The sequence below is a fragment of the Testudinibacter sp. P80/BLE/0925 genome (assembly GCF_053570785.1).
Window position 1 is genome coordinate 1,523,086 of sequence record NZ_CM131636.1, and the last position, 22,643, is coordinate 1,545,728.

Annotated in this window: 18 protein-coding genes and 1 tRNA gene; 11 read left to right on the forward strand and 8 right to left on the reverse strand. The window is 48.7% G+C overall.

The features are described from left to right. Nucleotides 1–25: 25 nt before the first annotated feature. The 6 genes from ACWA5Z_RS07430 to parE all read right to left on the reverse strand — a co-directional run bounded on the left by ACWA5Z_RS07430 (nt 26) and on the right by parE (nt 9,604). The gene (locus tag ACWA5Z_RS07430; protein WP_431051062.1) at nt 26–1,228 is read right to left on the reverse strand and encodes an N-acetylglucosamine-6-phosphate deacetylase; all 1,203 of its coding nucleotides are present in this window, start codon (nt 1,226–1,228) and stop codon (nt 26–28) included. 2 nt (nt 1,229–1,230) lie between these two features. Further along, entirely contained in the window at nt 1,231–2,592 is a 1,362-nt protein-coding gene (locus tag ACWA5Z_RS07435) for a class-II fumarase/aspartase family protein (protein ID WP_431051064.1), read from the reverse strand. 3 nt (nt 2,593–2,595) lie between these two features. Beyond that, nucleotides 2,596–4,164: a PTS transporter subunit EIIC gene (locus ACWA5Z_RS07440; RefSeq protein ID WP_431051066.1), complete on the reverse strand. Its 1,569-nt coding sequence runs from the start codon at nt 4,162–4,164 to the stop codon at nt 2,596–2,598. 153 nt (nt 4,165–4,317) lie between these two features. Further along, nucleotides 4,318–6,558 carry a DNA topoisomerase IV subunit A gene (gene parC, locus ACWA5Z_RS07445; protein ID WP_431051068.1) on the reverse strand — a complete coding sequence of 747 codons (2,241 nt, stop codon included), beginning with the start codon at nt 6,556–6,558 and terminating at the stop codon, nt 4,318–4,320. 27 nt (nt 6,559–6,585) lie between these two features. Next, the gene (gene nirK, locus ACWA5Z_RS07450) at nt 6,586–7,650 is read right to left on the reverse strand and encodes a copper-containing nitrite reductase (protein ID WP_431051070.1); all 1,065 of its coding nucleotides are present in this window, start codon (nt 7,648–7,650) and stop codon (nt 6,586–6,588) included. A gap of 16 nt (nt 7,651–7,666) precedes the next feature. Next, the gene (parE, locus tag ACWA5Z_RS07455) at nt 7,667–9,604 is read right to left on the reverse strand and encodes a DNA topoisomerase IV subunit B (protein WP_431051072.1); all 1,938 of its coding nucleotides are present in this window, start codon (nt 9,602–9,604) and stop codon (nt 7,667–7,669) included. 233 nt (nt 9,605–9,837) lie between these two features. On the opposite strand from parE, the gene ACWA5Z_RS07460 reads away from it, so the two are divergent. The 3 genes from ACWA5Z_RS07460 to ACWA5Z_RS07470 all read left to right on the forward strand — a co-directional run bounded on the left by ACWA5Z_RS07460 (nt 9,838) and on the right by ACWA5Z_RS07470 (nt 12,855). Continuing rightward, nucleotides 9,838–10,509: a hypothetical protein gene (locus ACWA5Z_RS07460; protein WP_431051074.1), complete on the forward strand. Its 672-nt coding sequence runs from the start codon at nt 9,838–9,840 to the stop codon at nt 10,507–10,509. A gap of 70 nt (nt 10,510–10,579) precedes the next feature. After that, nucleotides 10,580–11,227, forward strand: coding sequence for a YchE family NAAT transporter (locus tag ACWA5Z_RS07465; RefSeq protein WP_431051076.1), 648 nt, complete (start codon nt 10,580–10,582; stop codon nt 11,225–11,227). Beyond that, nucleotides 11,227–12,855, forward strand: coding sequence for a peptide ABC transporter substrate-binding protein (locus ACWA5Z_RS07470; protein WP_431051078.1), 1,629 nt, complete (start codon nt 11,227–11,229; stop codon nt 12,853–12,855). Before ACWA5Z_RS07465 ends, ACWA5Z_RS07470 begins: the two co-directional genes overlap by 1 nt. A gap of 394 nt (nt 12,856–13,249) precedes the next feature. On the opposite strand, the gene ribA is transcribed toward ACWA5Z_RS07470, so the two are convergent. Next, nucleotides 13,250–13,897, reverse strand: coding sequence for a GTP cyclohydrolase II (gene ribA, locus ACWA5Z_RS07475; RefSeq protein WP_431051080.1), 648 nt, complete (start codon nt 13,895–13,897; stop codon nt 13,250–13,252). A 228-nt stretch (nt 13,898–14,125) separates the two neighbouring features. Here ribA and nagK point away from each other — a divergent pair, with 228 nt between their 5' ends. Continuing rightward, nucleotides 14,126–15,043, forward strand: coding sequence for an N-acetylglucosamine kinase (nagK, locus tag ACWA5Z_RS07480; RefSeq protein ID WP_431051082.1), 918 nt, complete (start codon nt 14,126–14,128; stop codon nt 15,041–15,043). A 65-nt stretch (nt 15,044–15,108) separates the two neighbouring features. Here the strand turns inward: nagK and ACWA5Z_RS07485 are convergent, their stop codons facing one another. Continuing rightward, entirely contained in the window at nt 15,109–15,693 is a 585-nt protein-coding gene (locus tag ACWA5Z_RS07485; RefSeq protein ID WP_431051084.1) for a DUF1439 domain-containing protein, read from the reverse strand. Between the two features lie 104 nt (nt 15,694–15,797). On the opposite strand from ACWA5Z_RS07485, the gene ACWA5Z_RS07490 reads away from it, so the two are divergent. The 7 genes from ACWA5Z_RS07490 (at nt 15,798) to infB (ending at nt 22,503) form a co-directional block, all read left to right on the forward strand. Beyond that, nucleotides 15,798–16,496: a hypothetical protein gene (locus tag ACWA5Z_RS07490; protein ID WP_431051086.1), complete on the forward strand. Its 699-nt coding sequence runs from the start codon at nt 15,798–15,800 to the stop codon at nt 16,494–16,496. Nucleotides 16,497–16,556: 60 nt separating this feature from the next. Then, on the forward strand, nt 16,557–17,279 hold the full coding sequence (locus ACWA5Z_RS07495; RefSeq protein WP_431051088.1) for a phosphotransferase: 723 nt from the start codon (nt 16,557–16,559) through the stop codon (nt 17,277–17,279). Then, nucleotides 17,276–17,410, forward strand: coding sequence for a hypothetical protein (locus tag ACWA5Z_RS07500; RefSeq protein WP_431051090.1), 135 nt, complete (start codon nt 17,276–17,278; stop codon nt 17,408–17,410). Before ACWA5Z_RS07495 ends, ACWA5Z_RS07500 begins: the two co-directional genes overlap by 4 nt. 126 nt (nt 17,411–17,536) lie before the next feature. After that, nucleotides 17,537–17,613: transfer RNA gene (locus tag ACWA5Z_RS07505), tRNA-Met, on the forward strand. Between the two features lie 217 nt (nt 17,614–17,830). Then, a complete protein-coding gene (gene rimP / locus ACWA5Z_RS07510) occupies nt 17,831–18,292 on the forward strand; it encodes a ribosome maturation factor RimP (RefSeq protein WP_431051092.1) in 462 nt (153 codons plus the stop codon). A 58-nt stretch (nt 18,293–18,350) separates the two neighbouring features. Then, on the forward strand, nt 18,351–19,838 hold the full coding sequence (nusA, locus tag ACWA5Z_RS07515) for a transcription termination factor NusA (protein WP_431051094.1): 1,488 nt from the start codon (nt 18,351–18,353) through the stop codon (nt 19,836–19,838). Nucleotides 19,839–19,851: 13 nt separating this feature from the next. Beyond that, nucleotides 19,852–22,503 (forward strand): translation initiation factor IF-2, encoded by a 2,652-nt coding sequence (gene infB, locus ACWA5Z_RS07520; RefSeq protein WP_431051096.1) that lies wholly within the window; start codon nt 19,852–19,854, stop codon nt 22,501–22,503. The last annotated feature ends 140 nt before the right edge of the window (nt 22,504–22,643 follow it).

Here is a 22,643-nt window from a genome sequence, read left to right on the forward strand (position 1 = left end):
TTACTAAATCATAATGCATGAGCGGCTAAAGTTGTGGACAACCCCGACAATAGATCTGTACTAAATCTAATTTGTCATTGAGTACGAGAATATCAGCATCTTTGCCGCTTGTTAAGCTGCCTTTTCGTTCAAGCACGCCGGCAAGGTGTGCCGGGTTTGCGCTTGCCATTTGCGCAACCGATAATAACCCTCGTTCTAAGCGTGGTAACACCGCTTTCACCGATTCTAAAAAACTCATTTCTAAATGGCGTACGTTTTCGTAGTCTGACGGATCAATTTCGCTATAGCTGCCGTCTTCATTTTCAACACGGAGAAAACCGTTGCTTTCGATTTTGAATTTTTGTTTGCGCAAGTAATGATAAAATTCGTCGCCGACAGCAAAATCGGCAAAGCCGACGCAATCGGTGGTTAAAACCAAGCGGTTATCGGTTTTTAAGCGATAGAGCAAATCGAAGGCCTCCGGTTTAATGGTCATGCCGGTTTGTTTGGCGACTTCGGCATAGGCATTTTGGTGATACATCAACGCACCGACTACACCCAATTCACGATGATGAAAGCCACGCATCGCACTATAAGAATGGGTGAAATGATTCAAATCCGCTTCTTGTATCGCTTGGGTGATTTCAGCAAAGGTGGCGGCGGTGTGTCCGGCGGCAACGGTGATATTTTGTTGTCTCAGGTGTTTAATCAAGGCTAAGCCGCCGTCTAATTCCGGTGCGAGGGTCATGGAACGGATATGCCCCCGCGCAAGCCGGTTAAACTGTTCAAAACCGGCAATGCTCGGTGATTGCAGCGCATCGTCACGCTGCATACCCAAGTATTTCGGGCTGATATAAGGCCCTTCCATATGTATGCCGATCACTTCTGCGCCATTTTTCGGTGTGGCGCTTTCGATATAATCGGCGGCTTGCTGTAATGAAGCCTCAAGAAAGGCATTCGGCATTGTGCCTGAAGTGGCTAAATAAGCGGTTGTGCCGGTGTGAACAAGATCTTTGCTCATGCGTTCTAATGAGGCGTAATCCCCTTTATGCGCGAAAGCCCCGCGTCCCCAGCCGTGAATATGAATATCAATAAAGCCAGGCTGTAAAATATATTCGCTGTAATCGATAATGTCATCACCTTGATATTGTTCACGAAACCCCGTGATTTTGCTGCCGTTGATAATTAAATAACCGCTTTTGATTGCGTCAGGCAAGACGATTTTTGATGATTTGATTGCCCATTCCATGATTAACCCTCCATTGTATTGGCTTTCTCAACCGCTCTTTGTGCGGTTTCTTCGGCTAAAACGGCACACAAGCCGATGTAATTTTCAGGGGCAAGCATCGCTGAAATTTCATCGGCGGAAAAAAGTTGTCGAATGGTGGCATTGGTTTGTAATGCGGTTGCATAATTGGATTCCGCTTCCAGCGATTGCATCGCAATTTCGTAGACGAGTTCGTGCGCCTTATCTTTGCCCAAGACCGCCACCAAATTCATCATGATTTTTTCGCTGTTGATTAGCCCGTTGGTCAGCATTACATTGTGATACATTTTTTCAGGATTAATCACAATAGTACGCGTCAGTTCTTCCGCACGCATGATAATTTCCGCCATCAGTTCAATACTTTCTTGTAATGAGGCATCAAAAATAAAGTAAGCGGAACTGTCCGCTTCAAACGGACGCGGGGAGACGTACAAGGTGGCGGTCAAGACCGAATAGAGTTTCTGCGCATTGGCAATAATGCCTTTTGCCAATTTCGGATTGACTTTTTGCGGCATGGTGCTGCTGCCGATCGTGCCTTTGGTGAAAGCCTCGGAGACTTCGGCGATTTCCTCGCTTGAAGTTTGGTACACCTCTTCCGCCATTTTATGAAAGGTGGTGGCGAGCAGCGCAAGGTTGCTGATATATTCGGTGCGGAAAATACGACTATTGCGTGACGGAATCGGCATTGGCAACATGCCGAGTTTTTGTGCGACCAAAGCTTGCACCGCTCGCCCTTTGTCCGGTGCAGCATGGAAGGCCCCGACTGCGCCGCCCATCATAATTCGAAAAACCCGTTTTTCCGCTTCTTGCAAGCGTTCGATTGCCGAGAGAAGTTCGTCAATCCAAACCGCAACCTTATAACCGTAAGTAATCGGCAAGGCGTGTTTACCGTGGGTTCTGCCCGGCATAATGGTGTGTTTATGCTGTTCGGCTAAACGGCTTAAATTCAGTAAAATATCTTTTAAGAACCCGATTAAAGTGCGGTGAAACTTTTTAACCAACAGTAAATGCCCGCTTTGCTGAATATTCTGTGTGGTTACGCCGTAGTGCACATACTTTCCGCTTTCCGTATCGCAGGCATTAATTAACACTTTGATCAGCGGCACAAAGCCGTGTCCGATCTGTTGTAATAGGTGATCCATCTCTTGTAAATCAATTTGATCGACGCGGCATTTGTCGGCAATTTTTTGCCCGACATCAGGGGGAATCAGCCCGACTTCGGATTGCGACAATGCCAATGCCGCTTCCACATCGAGCCAAGATTGAACCCGCGCTTCAAAGGTGAATAAGGCCTTCATTCCACGATCATCAATGGTTTTGCTTTTTGAATCATAGAGTGCTTTCATCGCTTATTCCTTCTCTAATGCGCCGGAAAGTTGATCATCAACGGCATTACGCACAAATTCAACATGTGGACCGAATACGATATGAATATGATTGCTGGACGGAATGAATGTGCCGAGTGCGCCGGAATCGCGAATTAATTCCATGTTCAGTTTCTTCTGATCCACGACATCAACCCGTAAGCGAGACACGCAGTTTTCAACCTGTTTAATGTTATCTTTACCGCCTAACGCGTCAATCACTAACTGTGCGACTTTGTCATACGCTTTATTGTTTAACAACGTGCTGTCGGAGGTTTCGTCTTCACGACCGGGCGTTTTAATATCAAATTTTGCAATCGCATAGCGGAACACAAAGTAGAACACCACAAAATTGACGATCCCCAACAGTACCAGATTGACCCAATTGGTGTTTTCATACATCAAGCCGAAGATCCCGAAATCAAAGATTGTACCGCGAATATAGCCGATTGAAATGCCAAGCATTTGGATTGGAATGGTGAATAAGCCGCAAAGAATGGCGTAAACAAGAAACAGTTTGGGGGCAATAAACAGGAAAGAGAATTCGAGCGGTTCGGTAATATTGCCTAAGAATGCCGTCAGCACAATGGTGAGAATAATTCCTTTGGCAAAGGGTTTATTTTTGGCGTGAGCCATGTGGTACATTGCCAAGCCGATTGCCGGAATGCGGAACAGGGTGGTTTGCATTTGCGCAGAGGCTAGATAACTGGCGAGGGTCGGCATATGTTCAGCCCAAGCGTCGCTATTTGGCCCGAGTTCAAATAAAATTTTATTCATCGCCGGCAGAATGCCGACATAGGTTTCACCGTCAATCAAATAGGTGCCACCGGCTTCGGTAAAGCGAATGGTTGAACTTAAAACGTGGTGCAACCCAAACGGAATCAATAAGCGGTTTAGCGTCATGTAGATACCCGAACCGATATTTTCCGCCATTAAAATAGTGGACAGCTTATTCATGCCAAAAGTAAACCAATCCCAAACAAAGGGGATAAGCAAGCCGATAGGAATCATTAAACCAATCGAAATGATGGCAACCGATTTTTTGCCGCTGAAAAACGCAAATGCCAGCGGCAGCTGTAAACGGTAAAAACGGTCAGTGACTTTTGCCGCCAGCAAACCGGCAATAATACCGCCAAGTGCTTCGATTTTCAGGGTGTGAATACCCAACACCATCCCTTGACCGACAAACGCCATATTCTCTTTGACCAAATCACCGGACAGTTTTAAATGGACATTCATTGAAATTAATAGCGTCAGATAGGCGATAACCGCCGCAAAAACCGCAATCCCTTTCTCTTTTTTCGACATACCATAAGCAACGCCCATTGCAAAGAGTAACGGAATATTTTGGAAAACAACGCTGGCAATCGAGCCGGCGGAGGAGAAGATGGCTTTGCATACTTCATTGCCTAAGAAGGGAAATTTGGCAATCATATAGCTTTGCCCTAAGGCACTGCAGATCCCCATAATCATACCGACAGGGGCTAACACGGCGATAGGGAGCAGGAGAGAACGACCAAAAACTTGTATTTCATCTTTAAAATTGGATTTCATAGCAATACCCTCGTCATTGATTATTACCAAGAACGAAGTTAGCTTAGCAAGCGCATTCAAAAAGATGCAATAACAAATTATGCGCCTGAATAAGCGCATAATTTATTAATACAATGAAAGGATTGGTTTGAGCAAAGTGCGGTTTAGTCTTTTTTACACAATTTCAATCTCTACACCGCTGTGCAATCCGCGCGGCAGTTGTCCGCCGCGTCTGCCGCGTTCGCCTTTGAACTTTTCCAAATCGTCCGGTTTCAGCGTGACTTTGCGTCGTCCGGCGTGGAAGATCAGGCTATTGCCCGGTTTGATTAACAGGATTCGGCTTAACAGTTCTTCGCGTGATTTGGCGTTGGCGGATGGTATGCCAATGATTTTATTGCCTTTGCCTTTTGATAAACTCGGCAAATCGGCAACAGGAAAGATCAGCATTTTGCCGATGGAGGAAATCGCAACTAATAGCATATCCTCACTCAACACCGCTTGCGGCGGCAGCACTTTGGCATTTTCGGTCAGGCTGATTAAGGCTTTACCGGCTTTGTTGCGTGAGATCAGGTCTTCAAATTTACACACGAAACCGTAGCCGGAATCGGAAGCCATTAAGTAGGCTTGCTCTTCTTTGTCCATCAACAGTTGTTCCACCACCGCCCCGCTCGGTAGGCTGAGTTTGCCGGTCAGCGGTTCGCCTTGCGAACGGGCGGACGGCAAGGAAAGCGGATCGAGGGCATAGCTGCGACCGCTACTGTCGATAAATACCGCCGCTTGGTTACTTTTGCCATTGGCGTGTTGCAGGTATTTATCACCGCTCTTATAGCTCAAGCCTTGTGCGTCGATGTCGTGTCCTTTGGCGCAACGCACCCAGCCCATTTCCGACAGAATCACCGTCACCGGTTCCGCCGGCAGCATATCGGTTTCGGAAATGGCTTTGGCTTCTGCACGTTCGACAATCGGCGAACGGCGCGGGCTGGCGTAGGTTTTGGCGTCTTGCTGAATCTCTTTTTTAATCAGGGTATTCAAGCGGCGTTCCGAACCTAAAATCAGTTGCAGTTGGTCGCGTTCTTGCGCCAGTTGGTCTTGTTCCGCTTGAATTTTGACCTCTTCCAATTTTGCCAAATGGCGTAATTTCAGATCCAAAATGGCGTCCGCCTGAATTTGGCTGAGGTTGAAGCGCTGCATTAGCACCGCTCTTGGCTCGTCTTCGTTGCGGATAATTTCGATCACTTCGTCGATATTCAGATACGCGATCATCAAACCGTCTAAAATGTGCAGGCGTGCCAGCACTTTGTCTAAGCGGTATTGCAAGCGGCGTGTAACGGTGGTGCGGCGGAAAGTCAGCCATTCGCTGAGAATCGTGTACAGGTTTTTGACCGCCGGTTTTTGATCCAAACCGATCATATTCATATTCACACGATAGCTTTTTTCCAGATCGGTGGTGGCGAACAGGTGATCCATTAACGGCTCGACATCAACTCGATTAGAGCGAGGTACGATGACGATTCGTGTCGGATTTTCGTGATCGGATTCATCACGCAGATCATCCACCATCGGCAATTTTTTATTACGCATTTGTTCGGCGATCTGCGCTATCACTTTCGAGCCGGAGGTTTGGTGTGGAAGTGCGGTCACAATCACTTCGCCGTCTTCTTTCTTCCAAATCGCGCGCATTTTGATTGAACCGCGTCCGTTTTGGTACAGTTTTGCGAGTTCCTCTTTCGGCGTGATGATTTCCGCTTCGGTCGGGAAATCAGGGCCCTGCACAATGGTTAATAATTGTTCTGGCGTGGTTTGCGGATTATCCAGCAATAGCACCGCCGCTTCGGCGATTTCATTGATGTTATGCGGCGGGATATCGGTCGCCATCCCGACCGCAATCCCGGTTGTGCCGTTCAGCAGAATGTGCGGCAGACGCGCCGGCAGATATTGCGGCTCTTCCAAGGTGCCGTCAAAATTCGGCTGATAATCGACCGTGCCTTGCCCCAATTCGGACAGTAACATTTCGGCGATTTTGGACAAACGCGATTCGGTGTAACGCATGGCGGCGAAGGATTTCGGATCGTCCGCCGCGCCCCAGTTGCCTTGCCCGTCCACCAGTGGATAGCGGTAGGAAAACGGCTGCGCCATCAACACCATCGCTTCATAACAGGCACTGTCGCCATGCGGGTGAAATTTCCCCAACACATCGCCGACGGTACGCGCCGATTTTTTGTATTTGGCGGCGGCGTTCAGCCCCAGTTCCGACATCGCATAAATAATCCGCCGCTGCACCGGCTTCAATCCGTCGCCGATAAACGGCAGCGCGCGATCCATAATCACATACATCGAATAGTTTAAATAGGCTTTCTCGGTGAAATGCCCCAGTGGCATTTGCTCTACGCCTTCATAGTTGATGATTTGCTCCATTGCTTTCTCTTTGTTTAATTGTCGTTATTACGGAGTGATCGCCGTATCGCTGATTTTGCCGGAATAAAGGGTTTTATTCTCTTCGCCCTCAACGATCAACTGTCCGAGTGTGCCTTTGTGCATCGCGCGGAAAATCGCGTGATCCAAAATGGTGTAGCTGCCGGGCACCGGGAAAGTGGCTTCGGCAATGGTGGCACCGCCAGCCGGGATCATGGTGGTTTGCACATTGTGATTCAACAGCGAACCGCCTTCCACCCGCACTTGATCGAAAATGCTGCCGACGATATGCAGGGATGACATCAGATTCGGTCCGGCATTGCCCAGATAAAACCGCACTTTCTCACCGACCTTGGCTTTAAGTGCGTTTTCGCCCGCAATCGCCCCGACATGCCCGTTAAACACCACGTAATCGGCGCGTTCATCAATCGCTTTGTTCATATCAAACGCTTGCAAGCCGGGCTCGCCAAAGGCGCCACGGGTATAAAACTCGCTTTGTACGATATAAAATTCTTTATCGACCGCCGGTAAGCCCGCTTTCGGTTCGACCAAAATCAAGCCGAACATGCCTTTACCGATATGCACCGCCATCGGCATGGCGGCACAGTGATACAGATATAATCCGGGTTTTAACGCTTGGAAGGCAAAGGTTGAAATGCGTCCGGGCGCAGTCAGGCTGGCCGTTGCACCGCCGCCGGGACCGGTGACTGCGTGCAGATCGAGGCTGTGCGGCAATTTGGAATCGGCTGGATTGGCGAGTTGGATTTCCACTTGATCGCCTTCGCGCACCCGAATAAACGGACCGGGCGCACTGCCGTTGAAAGTCCAGTATTTGAACTCCACTTCGTCCATCAGTTGCATCACTTTTTCTTCAACCCGCAATTTGACCAGCACTTTTGCCGAATAATCACGTCCGGTTGGCGGAGCGGCATTCGGGGCGAAGCCTAATTGCGCTTCAATCGTCGGCAAGTCATGGGCGGAGTCGGTGGCAACCGCACTTGGGGCTTGGGTTTGCTGTGCCAAAGTGATTTTCGGTATCACTAAGGAGGCGGACAATGCTGCGCTTGCAGCAGTCAATAGGGTGCGTCGTTTCATTTTGCTCTCCTTACGCTTATAGCGCCAATTCGGCTTGATCGCCGTTGCTTTGCAGCCAGTTTTTACGATCTTCCGAGCGTTTTTTCGCCAGCAGCATATCCATTAACTCCAATGTTTGATCAACGCTTGTTTCACCTTCGCCGACCGCACTTTGATCCAGAATATCGCCGGTTTGATAGGTCAGCTGCACTAAACGGCGGGTGTTCGGATCCATGGTGGTTTCGCGCAGTTGTAGCGGATTCATTTCGCCCAAGCCTTTAAAGCGTTGTACGTTCGGTTTGCCGCGTTTGCCTTTTAAGCGATCCAAAATACCTTCTTTTTCGCCCTCGTCTAAGGCATAAAATACCTCTTTGCCCAGATCGATCCGATACAGCGGCGGCATTGCCACATACACATGTCCTTGTTGCACCAATTTCGGGAAGTGGCGCAGAAACAGGGCGCAGAGCAAGGTGGCGATGTGCAAACCGTCGGAGTCCGCATCGGCGAGGATACAGATTTTGCCGTAACGCAGTTGCGACAGATCGTCGCTGTCGGGATCGATCCCCAAGGCGACGGCAATATCGTGAATTTCGTTGGACGCCAACACTTGGTCGGACGCCACTTCCCAAGTGTTGAGAATTTTACCGCGTAACGGCAGGATCGCTTGGAATTCACGGTCGCGCGCCTGTTTTGCCGAGCCGCCGGCGGAATCCCCTTCGACCAAAAACAGTTCGGTTTTAGCCAGATCCTGACTGCTGCAATCGGCGAGTTTGCCCGGTAAGGCAGGGCCGCTGACCAATTTTTTACGCACCACTTTTTTTGCCGCGCGCAAACGGCGTTGTGCCGAGTTGATCGCCATTTCCGCCAGCAGTTCCGCCTGCTGTACGTTTTGGTTGAGCCATAAACTAAAGGCGTCTTTCACCGTGCCGGCGACAAAAACCGCACTTTGGCGTGATGACAAACGCTCTTTGGTTTGTCCGGCGAATTGCGGATCTTGCATTTTCAGCGACAGCACATAAGCGCAGCGCTCCCAAATATCATCGGCGGTCAATTTCACCCCGCGCGGCAACAGATTGCGGAATTCGCAAAATTCGCGCATGGCATCAAGCAAACCTTGGCGCAAGCCATTAACATGGGTGCCGCCTTGTGGCGTTGGAATTAAATTGACATAACTTTCGCCCAACAAGTCACCGCCGTCAGGCAGCCACATCAGCGCCCAAGTGACCGCTTCGCTGTCGCCGCTGAATTCGCCGACAAACGGAATGTCGGGAATAGTGCTAACGTCCTGTACGCTCTCTTGCAGGTAATCGGACAAGCCGTCTTGATAGCACCAACTCTCTTGCGTGCCATTGACTTTATCAATAAAGCTGATTTCCAATTTCGGACACAGCACCGCTTTGGCGCGCAACAAATGGGTTAAGCGCTGCACGGAAAATTTGGCGGAATCGAAATATTTCGGGTTTGGCCAAAAACGCACGGTGGTGCCGGTGTTGCGCCGCCCGCAGCTGCCGATCACTTGCAGTTCTTCGATTTTTTTGCCGTTGGCAAAGGCGATTTTGTAGATTTCGCCGTTGCGTTTCACCGTCACTTCGACCCGATCCGACAATGCATTCACCACCGAAATCCCCACGCCGTGCAAACCGCCGGAGAACTGGTAATTTTTATTGGAGAATTTGCCGCCGGCGTGCAGTTTGGTCAGGATCAGTTCGACCCCGGAGATTTTCTCAATCGGGTGAATATCCACCGGCATACCACGCCCGTTATCAATCACTTCCAATGATTGATCTTCATGTAAAATCACTTCGATTTTGTCGGCGTGTCCGGCGAGGGCTTCATCAACGCTGTTGTCGATCACCTCTTGTCCCAAGTGGTTCGGACGCGTGGTGTCGGTGTACATGCCGGGACGCAGTTGTACCGGTTCCAGATCTTTCAGAACGGTAATATCGTCGGCTTGGTAATTGGATGTGGTTGCCATATCAACTTCTTTATTATTTCAAGGTTAAAAATAAGGATAATTCTATCAAACCCGAAGGGGATCAGGGAATCTTAATTCTCGCTTTAAGCCGGAAAGGTGTTTTAATTTGAGTTGGCTACGGAAAAAGTCTTTTTACATTTAGCGTTTCCCGATAAAATACATATACTTTCATTACGTGATTATTCATAATTAATTTTAAAAGAAAACACATAACTTTAACGGTATCAGAAAAAATGAATCTGATTAAAATCCTGCTGACTACAGGCGTATCACTGATGTTGAGTGCTTGTCAGGGCGATGGTATAAAAAAATGGAACAATACCACAGGCGCTTCGCCTGTGATGCGTGTCGGCAGTGATACGGAAAATGTGGTTAAAATCTCTTATGCGCTCGGCGGCGCGCAAGGCGCGGAGCAGAATCAAGATCACGCTGTCCGCTTGCAGCAAGCCAGAGATTGGATCAATCGGATTGGCGCCGAAAGTATCACCGTTGAAGAGTTGCAGCCGATTGAATTAAAGAATATCGATACCGTCAATCCGAATGCCTACCTGTATATTGATGAATACAGCGTCCGTTTGGGCAAAGTGCGGATCGGGAAAGGGAAGTATCACCATTTGAGGATTGCCGCGCTGGGTTCCGGCGATAAACAGCATATTTATTCCGACTTAACCGTCTATAATTGCCGCGAACGCAAAAGTGTGACGGCAATTGTTTATACCTACACCGCCAACAACGGAGAAACCAAAGCGTTTGCGCCGCAACCCAAATGGCATGAACCCGGCCGTGGTAGTGCGCAGCGTTGGCTATTAAACGCGGTCTGTTCCGCCACGTTGATAAAAGAAGAAGACGATTCCCCGGTTGTGGGTTACAGCGTGCTATTGAATAAATTAACGGATGATTTTTAATTAAGCCGACGCGCATAGAGTATGGCATAATAATCAGTATGATGTGCTGTGTTGAAAAAAGGACACCGGTGTGGCGCTAGATTTCAATTATTCTATCTATATTCAGTTTTTTATCGGCTTGGTGGCAGTGGTCAATCCCTTTGGCGTGCTGCCGATTTTCGTTGGTATGACGTCTAACCAATATGAAGCCCAACGCAATAAAACCAATTTAACGATGTGCATTTCGGTGGCGGTTATTTTGTTGACCAGCCTGTATCTGGGGCAGATTATTCTCAATTTGTTCAATATTTCCCTCAACGCTTTCCGTATTGCCGGCGGGATTTTGATCGTCTCGATTGCGATGAGCATGATCAGCGGGAAACTGGGCGAACAAAAACAGAATAAAGAAGAGAAAAGTGCGGATCTGTCCGATTACGGCAATATCGCGGTGGTGCCGCTGGCAATGCCGATTATGGCGGGGCCGGGCACGATCAGCTCGACCATTGTGTGGGCATCGCGCTATCACACTTGGTTGGATTTTATCGGTTTCACTATCGCGATTTTACTGTTTTCCCTGTTTTGTTATTTCCTGTTCCGCTCCGCGCCGTTTGTGGTTAAAACGCTCGGTTCGACCGGCAGCAATGTGGTCACGCGGATTATGGGCGTGATCTTGATGGCATTAGGCATTGAGGTGGCGGCGGCAGGGATCGGCAATCTCTTTCCGGGTTTGGTGCAGTGATGAAAACATTCTCTTTAATCGGCAGATTTAAGCGCTCCCCCTTAAAGTGCGGTTTGCGTTATGCGTTGTTTTTGTTGTGTTTCGCTTCCTTGGGCGGTTGCGATTGGTGGGCGCGATTAACCGGCGGGCAACCTGAAGATGTCGCGCCGAAAACCGAGCCGTCGCTAGACGAAAACCGTCAGTTGTTAAAACGCGGGCTTTATCTTCCGGCATTTAATTTGTCGCCGCCGCAGCCGTATGACGAGCTGCAATTGCCGCTATGGCAAGATTTGTATGAAGGGTTGGTGCGCATTGATAAACACGGCAAGTTGCAGCCGGCGGCAGCCGAATCTTGGCAGCGGCAGGATGATAAAATCTGGACGTTCCATTTGCGTCCTGATTTGCGTTGGTCAAATGGCGAACGGCTAACGGCACAGGATTTTGTGCAAAGTTGGTATGCCTTAGCGGTGCAAGGGGCGGATAATCCGCTCAGCGGCTATTTGCGTTTTATGGCATTGGAAAATGTCGAAGCGGTGTTGAAAAAAGAGGTCGGGGTGGAAATGCTCGGTATTAAAGCGCTCGACGAAAAAACCTTGCAACTGACCTTATCGCAAGCGGTGCCGTATTTGCCGCAAATGCTCGCTCATATTGCCTTATCGCCGCTGTATCAAGGCGAAGATAATGGTACGTTGGTGACAAACGGGGCTTACCATGTTTTATATAGTGGCGAAAAAGCGTTGCTATTGGAAAAAAATCCGTTTTATTGGGATACAAAAAATGTCGCCTTCCGTAATGTCAGTTATTCAGCGCTGGCAGCGGAAAATACGGATGATCAGGCGGAATTAGCGGCGTTGGATCTGTTTCCGCAAGTGGCAAATAATGCGGATTTGAGCAGGGGTTCTTCTCACATGCGAAGTATTCGACTGCCGTCATTATGTAATTATTATTATGAATTCAATTTCCGTCATCCGCAATTAAAGCAAAGTGCGGTACGCAAAGCGCTTGCCGGCATGATTTCGCTGCCGGAGATCGTAAATACGCTGCCCGGCAGCCGTGCCAATGCGAAGTTTTTGCCACGTCAAATGCAAGATCAAGAAAATACGGACGGATGGTCGCCAATCATTGTGGAACAGTTGTTGGCACAAGCCGGAGTTAACAGCCAAAATCCGCTGCGTTTACGTTTGGGTTATGATCAGCAGGGGATTCATCCGCAAATCGCAGAAAAACTGATTCGGATGTTGTCGCAATCGGATTTAATTCAAATTCAAGCGGAAGCCTTGACTCGTCAGCAGCTATTGGAACGGCGGGCGAACGGGGATTTTGATCTGATCCGTTCCGGTTGGTGTGCCGATTATCATGACCCGTCGGCGTTTTTCAGTATTCTGCATAGTCAAAGCGGGAATAATAAAATGGCGTTTGCCGATCCGCAGGTGGATGAATGGTTGCAAAAAAGTGTTGAAAGTGCGGTCACAGAAGCCGAGCGGCAACAACTTTATCAACAACTGGAAACCTTCATCAATCAAGAACAGCTGGTGCTGCCGTTGTTCCAATATTACGACCGCTATTGGATAAAAACCGATTTGGCGGGTTACGAAACCGGCAATAGTGTGATTTACAGTCAGGATTTATACCGGCGGGTTGGGAAGTAATCTAAGTGCGCATTTCAATGCGCTCTCAGGCTGATGACAAAGTCGTTTTCTCTCATAATTTCCCTCCCTCCGTATACGGAGGGAGGTGTCCGAAGGACGGAGGGAGGCATAAATCATTTTAAAAATGAATATGTTGCATTTTTATATTACCCCTCCCTCCCCATTTTTCTTGCGAAAAATGGTACTCCCTCCGCACGCGGAGGGAGAGAGGTAAGTTTGTCAGCAATCTCAAGTGCGGTTAAACCGCACTTTTGGCGGATGATAAAGTCTCTTTCTTTAATAATTTCCCTCCCTCCGTATACAGAGGGAGAGAAGTAAGTTTGTCGGCAATCTGAGGGCGCATTGAAATGCGCCCTTTCTGTGTAATGCTTGTGTGTAATTATTTGTGGTGGGATTATCGCTGGCAAGAACAACACACGCCATGGTCGTGATGGTGTTCCGATTCATCATGTACAATCAAATGTCCCATTTTTTCCGCTTTGGTCGCCAAGTACGCCGTGTTATAGCGATTTTCGCCGACATTGAGCGGCACCCGTTCCACCACATTAATCCCGGCTTGGCGCATGGTGTCGATTTTATTCGGATTATTGGTCAGCAACCGCACTTGCGTCACGCCCAATAACTCAAATATATCGGCGCACACCGCAAAATTACGTTCGTCGGCGGCAAAACCAAGCGCTTCGTTAGCCTCAATCGTATCCAAACCCTGATCTTGCAGGGAATAAGCCCGGATCTTATTGATAAGCCCGATACCACGCCCCTCTTCGCGGTGATAAATCAACACCCCGCGTCCGGCTTGGCTGATTTGGGTCAAGGCGGTTTCCAGCTGAAAACCGCAATCGCATTTTAAGCTGTGCAGCGCGTCGCCAGTGAGGCATTCGGAATGAATGCGCGCCAACACCGGCTCGTCACTGTTGCCAATATCGCCCATCACCAACGCCACGTGTTCTTTATGCGTATCGGGAAATTCGAACCCGACCATACGGAAAATACCGAATTTGGTCGGTAATCTCGCTTCTGCAACTAATTGAATTTTAGACATAACCACGATTCCTCTATTTTTATTATTCGTTAGCAGCATAAGTATAGCGCCTTTCCCGAGTGTTGCTTATCTCTTTTTTTGATATAGATCCGATAGCCGTGACTGATTAAGACTAATCGATGATTTTGTCGAATGAATAGACCACTTTTTTGCAAGAACGTGCGTTGCGTTAAAGAAAAATAGTTTGATTTTAGGTAAAATCGGCAAAAAACAACGAAGGAGTAGGAAATGTATTATTACGGTTTGGATATCGGCGGTACAAAAATTGAGTTGGCGGTATTTAATCAAAAATTGGAAAAATTGCATTCGGAACGAGTGGATACGCCGAAAGAGGATTATTTGGAATGGATTGAGGCGGTTGCCGGCTTGGTTGAAAGAGCCGACAGCCGTTTTGACTGTAAAGGCACGGTGGGGATTGGTTTGCCCGGTTTTGTGAATGCGGAAACCGGCTTGGCGGAAATTACCAATATCCGTGCGGCGGATAATCGTCCGATTCTTTTTGATTTAAGCCGACGGCTTGAGCGCGAAGTGCGGGCGGAAAATGACGCCAACTGTTTCGCCTTATCAGAAGCATGGGCGGAAGAAAACCAGCAATATCCTTTTGTATTGGGCTTGATCTTAGGCACGGGTTTTGGCGGCGGTTTGGTATTTAACGGTAAAGCCCATTCCGGGCATATCGGCATGGCGGGCGAACTGGGACATATGCAACTTAATTATCACGCGTTAAAGCTGCTCGGCTGGGATAAAGCGCCGATCTACGAGTGCGGTTGCGGTAATCGCGCCTGTTTGGATACCTATTTGTCAGGGCGCGGCTTCGAGATGTTATACCGTGATTTAGAGGGCGAAGCATTGTCGGCAAAAACCATTATCGAACGTTTTTATGCCAATGATGAAACTGCGCTCAAATTCGTGCAGATGTTCGTCGAATTGGCGGCGATCAGTATCGGTAATATCATTACCGCACTTGACCCGGATATGATTGTGTTGGGCGGAGGCTTATCGAATTTTGATTATTTATACGAGGCGTTGCCGAAAGCGTTGCCGGCGCATTTAATGCGAAGTGCGGTCGTGCCGGTGATCAAAAAAGCCAGATACGGCGATTCCGGCGGGGTGCGTGGTGCGGCGGCGTTGTTTATGAGCCGCTAATATTTTTCCCTCCCTCTATTCTTCGGACAGACCCTCCGTTGGCGGAGGGAGGGAAGAGCAATATATCAAAGTACGCCGCTTGCGGTTTCTAAAATTACCTTGCCTTCACGCACCGTCAGTTTTTTCACCATACTCTTGATCAGATTCTGGGTTTGATTGTCGGCGTCCAAGGTATACACCGGAAATTGGTTTAGCAAGGTTTGCAGCGTGCCGTTCAGCATTGGCATAATCAGTTGCAATTGAGCCGCGTATTGTTGCGGCTCGGACGACCAACGCAGTATACGCAGATTTTTCAGATAAACCGAACCTTGCTCGGCGTTATATTCCGGTTCGACATCAAACGCCAAATTAATCCGGCTGTCGAATTGTTTGTCATTGTATTTAAAACCGGCGCTGACAATCCCGTCCAGCTCGATTTTATTGCTGTCGTTCTGCCCGACTTTTGCTTGCATTTGATCCACTTGATAGCGGATATTAATAATGCCGGGCAGATTGAATTGATCATTAAAGCCCAGTTTTTGCGCTAAATAATGGTTGATTTGCGCTTCGCTGATTTCAAAATTGCCGGCTTTACTTGATAGCGATACCAACAGCAACAGTAAGGCAAAAAACGGGGCGAATAGCATTTTGCTGGTGCGCATTTGCAGCATAAAATATCCTTGAAGGTTTAATTTGATCAAAAAAAAAGATAGAATGAAGCCATTTTACACAACACTCCGGATAACCGCTTGGTTTTGACTTTATAAGGAATGCTATGAAACACTCTATCACAAAAGCCGCATTATTATCAGCCGCACTGGTTTTGACCGCATGTAGCAATTTGACCGGCGAAAGCGCGACAAGTTCAACCTCGTCTGCCGCCGACACGGCACTGGCACAGTCTTTTGCCCAATTGGAGCAAGCGGCAGCCGCGCAAAACAGCTTTCAATACCAATTGGACAACGATGTGTATAAAGCCTATTTAAGCGGCGGCAGTATCACTTACGCGACTCAACAAACCAACGATGGCAATAGCAAAGTATTCTATAGAAACGGAAAGTTGTACGGCGTACAAGATTCCGGCGGCAACTATGAATTTGACGCTGCCGGTAAATTAATTGTTGCCCTGAATAGCAGTGGCAAGCCCCTTGATTTATCGGCGGATGCGTTAGCCAAAAAACAAACCGAGCTGACCGCACTTGGCAAAAAATTAGCCGCAATGCTGGGTACTAATGCCGCGGATCGCGGGGTAGGCGCAGTGCGCACCGGCGGCGATGCTAAATTGAATTACTTATGTATTGCTAAAATCCAACAAGTGGCGTCGACCAAACGCGTGTTCCGCAGTTCGGCGAATAAAGCCAACAGCAGCAGCCGTTTGACTGCCGATGTGCGTTTGAACGGCAACCAATTCTATAATATGGATTGCCAGTTGCAAGGCGAGCGTGTTGCCAGTCTGACGCTGACTAAAAAATAATTGAGTTGGGATAGGCGGCAAAGAGCGGTCTGGCGCCAGACCACTCTTTTCACTTACTCTATGAAAAGCTTAACAGAAACGATTAATCAGGTTTTAAGCGACAATAAAGCGGCACGGGTGGTGTCGTTTTATTTTGGCAATAAAAAATATTGGCTGAAACAGACCGAACGCACGCGCGGCTTTATGCGCTTGCTCAAAACCAATCCGCAACAGGCGTTACGACACGAAGTACAAGCGTTACAATATTTGAATAAAGTCGGCGCGCCTTGTGCGAAATTGGTCGAATTCGGTGATGATTACTTAGTGTTGCAAGATGTCGGGATGACCGCCAATCAATGGTTGCACAACACCGCGTTTGATCAAACGCAAAAACAGCGGGTGTTGAATGATTGTGCCGTTGCCTTGGCAGAACTGCACCGATTAGATTTGGTGCACGGCAGACCGGCAACCCGTGATATGGGGTGGGATAATGGCAAAGTGCGGTTTATTGATTTTGAATCGAAGCTGGATATTCGACGCTTGCAATGGAATAAAATCCGCGATTTATTGATTTTTATTCATGATCTGTATCGCAACGGCACGCTTTCGCAAACGATGATTGAAAGTGCGGTAGCGGAATATCGTCGCCATGGCGGTGAAACGGTGTGGCGGCAAGCGATTCAATTGGTGAATAAACGTCGGATGTTATACTGTTTATTCAAGCCGTTTTATCCGATTGCCGGTAAAGATTTATTGGCGAGCTTGAAACTATTCGAATATCTGTTGGGAGAAACTTCAGTATGAAATGGATTGTGTTAATACTTTGCGTTTTGTCGATCGCTGCTTGCAGCAATAGCGGAGTAAACGGCAGTATCGGCGGTGGCAGCCTTGGCGTCGGCGGCTCTATCGGCATTTCCGGCGGTATCGGTTTTTAAAGGATTGGCTTTTAAAACCGCACTTTGCATGGCACAATGCAAGAAAACCGATTTAAAATGGCTTTTCTTGCGTTGGAAACTTGCTATTTGATAACGAAGTCATTACAATACGCGCATATTTTCGGACGCGGGGTGGAGCAGCTTGGTAGCTCGTCGGGCTCATAACCCGAAGGCCGTCGGTTCAAATCCGGCCCCCGCAACCAATTGAAACCGCACTTGTGGTTTTAATCGAAGCCAGATGTAACGGGGCTTTACTTTCGATTACGTTAGTAAAACCGGTTCAAGCCTATGAAGCCCCGATATGGGGTTTTTTTGTGCAACAATTTTGACTGTTCAGCCGGTGCTGGACAATGAAAATGGGCGATTAGCCCTTTTTTTATATCTTATTTTTTTCGTGTGTTATCTCAATCGGGGGTTGTCTTGGCAACATTGGAACAAAAAATACAGGAACTGGTGCTGGATTCTGTCGAAGCACTCAACTGTGAATTAGTCGGCATTGAATGTCAGCGCAGCGGACGTTTTTTGACCGTGCGCGTTTATATTGATAAAGACGGTGGCGTGAGTGTCGATGATTGTGCCGATGTCAGCCGTGAGGTGAGCGCGATTATGGACGTGGAAGACTTAATCGCCGACAAATATAACTTGGAGGTTTCCTCCCCCGGCTTGGATCGACCGCTGTTTACCTTAGAACACTATCAGCGTTTTATCGGGCGGCAAGTGGCGGTGCATTTGCGCGTGCCGGTGTTGGATCGCCGTAAATGGAGCGGCAAGTTGGAAAGTGTCGCAGGCGATATGATAACCCTGACAGTTGATGGCAATCCGCAGGTTTTTGCCTTTGGTAATATCCAAAAAGGCAACATTATTTATCAATTTAAGAATTGACGCAGCACGGCAGGCGACGCTTGCATTGATGAAAACGAGATTTTATTTAGAGGCAAAAATGAGTAAAGAAATTTTAATGGCGGCGGAAGCCGTTTCAAACGAAAGATTGTTACCACGCGAGAAAATTTTTGAAGCGTTGGAAAATGCGTTGGCGATTTCGACCAAGAAAAAGCGTGAAATGGATATTGATGTCCGCGTATCCATTGACCGCAAAACCGGCGATTTCGAAACCTTCCGCCGTTGGTTAGTGGTGGAAGAAGTGACCGCGCCGACCAAAGAGATTACACTGGAGGCGGCGCGCTACGAAGATCCGGAAATTCAATTAGGCGATTATGTTGAAGACGAAATCGAGTCGATTGCCTTCGACCGTATCACCATGCAAACCGCACGCCAAGTGATTAGCAGCAAAATCCGTGAAGCGGAACGCAACAAAGTATTGGAGCAATTCCGCAGCCAAGAAGGTGAAATCGTGACCGGCGTGGTGAAAAAAGTCAGCCGTGATGTGATCCAGCTTGATTTGGGCAACCAAGCGGAAGCGGTGATCATGAAAGAAGATATGTTGCCGCGTGAAAATTTCCGCCCGGGCGACCGAGTGCGTGGCGTGCTGTATCAAATCAAGCCGGAATCGAAAGGGGCGCAATTGTTTGTAACCCGGGCCAAACCGGAAATGATTATCGAGCTGTTCCGTATCGAAGTGCCGGAAATCGGCGAAGAGCTGATCGAAATCAAAGGCGCGGCGCGTGATCCGGGGTCGCGTGCCAAAATTGCGGTGAAAAGCAATGACCGCCGCATTGATCCGGTCGGCGCATGTGTCGGTATGCGCGGTGCGCGCGTGCAGGCGATCACCAACGAATTAGGCGGTGAGCGTGTCGATATTGTGTTGTGGGACGATAATCCGGCGCAGTTTGTGATTAATGCCATGGCACCTGCCGATGTCAGTTCAATCGTGGTGGACGAAGATAAACATGCGATGGACATCGCAGTGGAAGCGGCGAATTTAGCGCAAGCAATCGGACGCAACGGTCAAAACGTGCGTTTGGCAACCCAATTGACCGGCTGGACGCTGAATGTGATGACCACCGATGAATTAGCGGAAAAACACCAAGCGGAAACCGGTAAGTCGTTGAATCTGTTTGTACAACATTTGGATATCGATGAAGATTTCGCCGGGTTGTTGGTGGATGAAGGCTTCAGCAGTTTAGAGCAAATCGCGTATGTGCCGAGCGAAGATCTGTTAGAAATCGACGGCATGGATGAAGATTTAGTCGAAGAGTTGCGCAACCGTGCCAAAAACGCGCTGACAACCATCGCTTTGACCGAGCAGGAAAAATTGACCCAGTCCAATATTCAGCCCGAGCTGTTGGAATTGGACGGCATGGATCGTCATTTAGCCTTTAAATTAGCGGAAAAAGGTATTACCGACCTGGAAGAATTGGCAGAGCAAAGTGTTGATGACCTGTCGGATATTGAAGAATTAAGCGCGGAGAAAGCGGCAGATTTAATTATGGCGGCGCGCAATATCTGCTGGTTCAACAATGCGGAATAATTAGGGGAAAAATATGAGTAAAACAGTTAAACAACTTGCTAACGAGATTAGCACCCCGCTTGAACAGTTATTAAAACAACTTGCCGATGCCGGTATTAATAAAAAAGAAAGCGATCCGATTACGCTGGAAGAAGAAGGTCAGTTACTGAAATCGCTGAGCGGTGAAAGCGTAAAACCGAAAAAATTAACCTTACAGCGCAAAGAACGCAGCACCTTGAAAATTGCCGGCACTGGCGGCAAAAGCAAAGAAGTGCAAGTGGAAGTGCGCAAAAAACGCGTGATCAGCCCGACTTCAACCGAAGATCTCGCCAAGAAAAAAGCGGAAGAACAAGCGCGTTTAGAAGCGGAAGCACAAGCCAAGCGTGCGGCGGAAGAAAAAGCCAAAGCGGAAGCCGAAGCGAAGGCAAAACGTGAAGTGGAAGAAAAAGCTAAGCGCGAAGCCCGGCAAAAAGCGTCGTCAAGTGCGGTTAAAGCCGAAACGGAAAGTAAAAAAGCCGATCCGGAAAAAGAGAAGTTAAAAGCCGAAGAAGCGGAATTGCGTCGTAAAGCGGAAGAATTAGCGGCACAAAAAGCGGAGGAAAAAGCCCGTCAAGCAGCAGAAGAGGCACGCCGCTTAGCCGAAATGAGCGCAAGCAAAGAAGAGCCGGCAAAAGCGGATGATTCTGTGGTGGTGGATGCACATTTGACTTCACGTTATGCGCAAGAAGCAGAGGACGAAGAAACCCGTCGCACCGAAGGGCGTGGCCGTAATAATAAGAAAATCAATAAAGCCAAAAAAGGCGGACGTGATGACGACACCAATAAAACCGAGCGTGAAGCCAACCGTCGTAACCAGAAAAATATCCGCGGCGGTAAAAACCAGAAACGCGGCAGCTCGTTACAGCAAGAATTCACCAAACCGGCACAACCGGTGAACCGTGAAGTGGTGATCGGCGAAACCATTACGGTCGGCGAATTGGCGGCGAAAATGGCGGTGAAAGCGACCGAAGTGATCAAAACCATGATGGGTATGGGCGCAATGGCAACCATTAACCAAGTGATCGATCAAGAAACCGCACAATTGGTTGCGGAAGAAATGGGACACAAAGTGGTGTTGCGCCGTGAGAACGAATTGGAAGAATCCCTGTTGAGCGATCGCGATAATAATGCGGTTGAAGTGACGCGCGCGCCGGTGGTGACCATTATGGGACACGTTGACCACGGAAAAACCTCGTTATTGGATTACATTCGTAAAAGTAAGGTGGCTTCCGGCGAGGCGGGCGGCATTACCCAGCATATCGGTGCTTACCACGTTGAAACCGATAATGGCATGATTACGTTCTTGGATACCCCGGGACACGCCGCCTTTACTTCCATGCGCGCGCGCGGGGCGAAAGCGACGGACATCGTGGTATTGGTGGTGGCTGCCGATGACGGTGTAATGCCGCAAACCATCGAAGCGATCCAACACGCCAAAGCGGCACAAGTGCCGTTGGTGGTGGCGGTGAATAAAATCGATAAACCGGAAGCCGATCCGGATCGTGTGAAAAATGAATTGTCGCAATACGATGTGATTTCAGAAGAGTGGGGCGGTGATACCCAGTTTATTCACGTTTCCGCCAAACAAGGTTTGGGAATTGATGAGCTGTTGGAAGCGATTTTGATTCAATCCGAAGTCTTGGAGTTGACCGCGGTTACCGACGCAATGGCGAGCGGGGTGGTGATCGAGTCTTATTTGGATAAAGGACGCGGTCCGGTAGCGACGGTCTTAATCCAATCCGGTACGTTGCGTCGCGGTGATATTGTATTGTGCGGCTTGGAATATGGCCGTGTGCGTGCAATGCGTGATGAAAACGGTAAAGAAATCGAGCAAGCCGGCCCTTCAATTCCGGTGGAAATTTTAGGACTTTCCGGTGTACCGGCTGCCGGTGATGAGGCGACGGTGGTGCGTGATGAGAAGAAAGCGCGTGAAGTGGCATTACATCGTCAAGGTAAATTCCGCGAAGTCAAACTGGCGCGTCAGCAAAAAGCCAAACTGGAAAATATGTTCACCAACATGACCGAAGGCGATGTTGCGGAAGTGAATATCGTGGTCAAAGCCGATGTTCAAGGCTCGGTGGAAGCGATTTGCCAATCGTTGGTCGAGTTGTCAACCGACGAAGTGAAAGTGAAAATCGTTGGTTCCGGCGTGGGCGGTATCTCTGAGACCGACGCGACCTTGGCCGCGGCGTCAAATGCGATTTTGGTCGGCTTTAACGTGCGTGCCGACGCCTCGGCGCGCCGTGTGATTGAAGCGGAAAATATCGATTTGCGTTACTACTCGGTGATCTATGACCTGATCAACGAAGTGAAAGCGGCAATGAGCGGTATGCTGGCGCCGGAATTCAAGCAACAAATTATCGGCTTGGCGGAAGTGCGTGATGTGTTCCGTTCACCGAAACTGGGCGCAATCGCCGGTTGTATGGTGACCGAGGGTGTGGTGAAACGTAACAACCCGATCCGTGTGTTGCGCGATAACGTGGTGATTTACGAGGGCGAATTGGAATCCCTGCGCCGCTTTAAAGACGATGTCAACGAAGTGCGTAACGGCATGGAGTGCGGTATCGGCGTGAAAAACTACAATGACGTGCGGGTCGGCGACCAAATCGAGGTGTTTGAAACCATCGAGATTAAACGCAGTATTTAATCGCAAGGTTAGATTGCCGTGCACGTTTTTCAGCGTACACGGTTAAACACAGATGAGGGGCTTTGCCCCTGCCGAATCGGTTTGTCAGCAATGTAAGGGCGGATTAGATATCCGCCCGTTTACCAAGTGCGGTATAAACA

Excerpts from the sequence above, each read along its gene's own strand:
- nusA (WP_431051094.1), top strand. The coding sequence starts at position 18,351 with ATGAGTAAAGAAATTTTAATGGCGGCGGAAGCCGTTTCAAACGAAAGA.
- ribA (WP_431051080.1), bottom strand. The coding sequence starts at position 13,897 with ATGTCTAAAATTCAATTAGTTGCAGAAGCGAGATTACCGACCAAATTC.
- infB (WP_431051096.1), top strand. The coding sequence starts at position 19,852 with ATGAGTAAAACAGTTAAACAACTTGCTAACGAGATTAGCACCCCGCTT.
- nagK (WP_431051082.1), top strand. The coding sequence starts at position 14,126 with ATGTATTATTACGGTTTGGATATCGGCGGTACAAAAATTGAGTTGGCG.
- ACWA5Z_RS07500 (WP_431051090.1), top strand. The coding sequence starts at position 17,276 with ATGAAATGGATTGTGTTAATACTTTGCGTTTTGTCGATCGCTGCTTGC.
- parC (WP_431051068.1), bottom strand. The coding sequence starts at position 6,558 with ATGGAGCAAATCATCAACTATGAAGGCGTAGAGCAAATGCCACTGGGG.
- nirK (WP_431051070.1), bottom strand. The coding sequence starts at position 7,650 with ATGAAACGACGCACCCTATTGACTGCTGCAAGCGCAGCATTGTCCGCC.
- ACWA5Z_RS07440 (WP_431051066.1), bottom strand. The coding sequence starts at position 4,164 with ATGAAATCCAATTTTAAAGATGAAATACAAGTTTTTGGTCGTTCTCTC.
- ACWA5Z_RS07495 (WP_431051088.1), top strand. The coding sequence starts at position 16,557 with ATGAAAAGCTTAACAGAAACGATTAATCAGGTTTTAAGCGACAATAAA.
- ACWA5Z_RS07490 (WP_431051086.1), top strand. The coding sequence starts at position 15,798 with ATGAAACACTCTATCACAAAAGCCGCATTATTATCAGCCGCACTGGTT.
- parE (WP_431051072.1), bottom strand. The coding sequence starts at position 9,604 with ATGGCAACCACATCCAATTACCAAGCCGACGATATTACCGTTCTGAAA.
- ACWA5Z_RS07460 (WP_431051074.1), top strand. The coding sequence starts at position 9,838 with ATGAATCTGATTAAAATCCTGCTGACTACAGGCGTATCACTGATGTTG.
- ACWA5Z_RS07470 (WP_431051078.1), top strand. The coding sequence starts at position 11,227 with ATGAAAACATTCTCTTTAATCGGCAGATTTAAGCGCTCCCCCTTAAAG.
- ACWA5Z_RS07430 (WP_431051062.1), bottom strand. The coding sequence starts at position 1,228 with ATGGAATGGGCAATCAAATCATCAAAAATCGTCTTGCCTGACGCAATC.
- ACWA5Z_RS07435 (WP_431051064.1), bottom strand. The coding sequence starts at position 2,592 with ATGAAAGCACTCTATGATTCAAAAAGCAAAACCATTGATGATCGTGGA.
- ACWA5Z_RS07485 (WP_431051084.1), bottom strand. The coding sequence starts at position 15,693 with ATGCTGCAAATGCGCACCAGCAAAATGCTATTCGCCCCGTTTTTTGCC.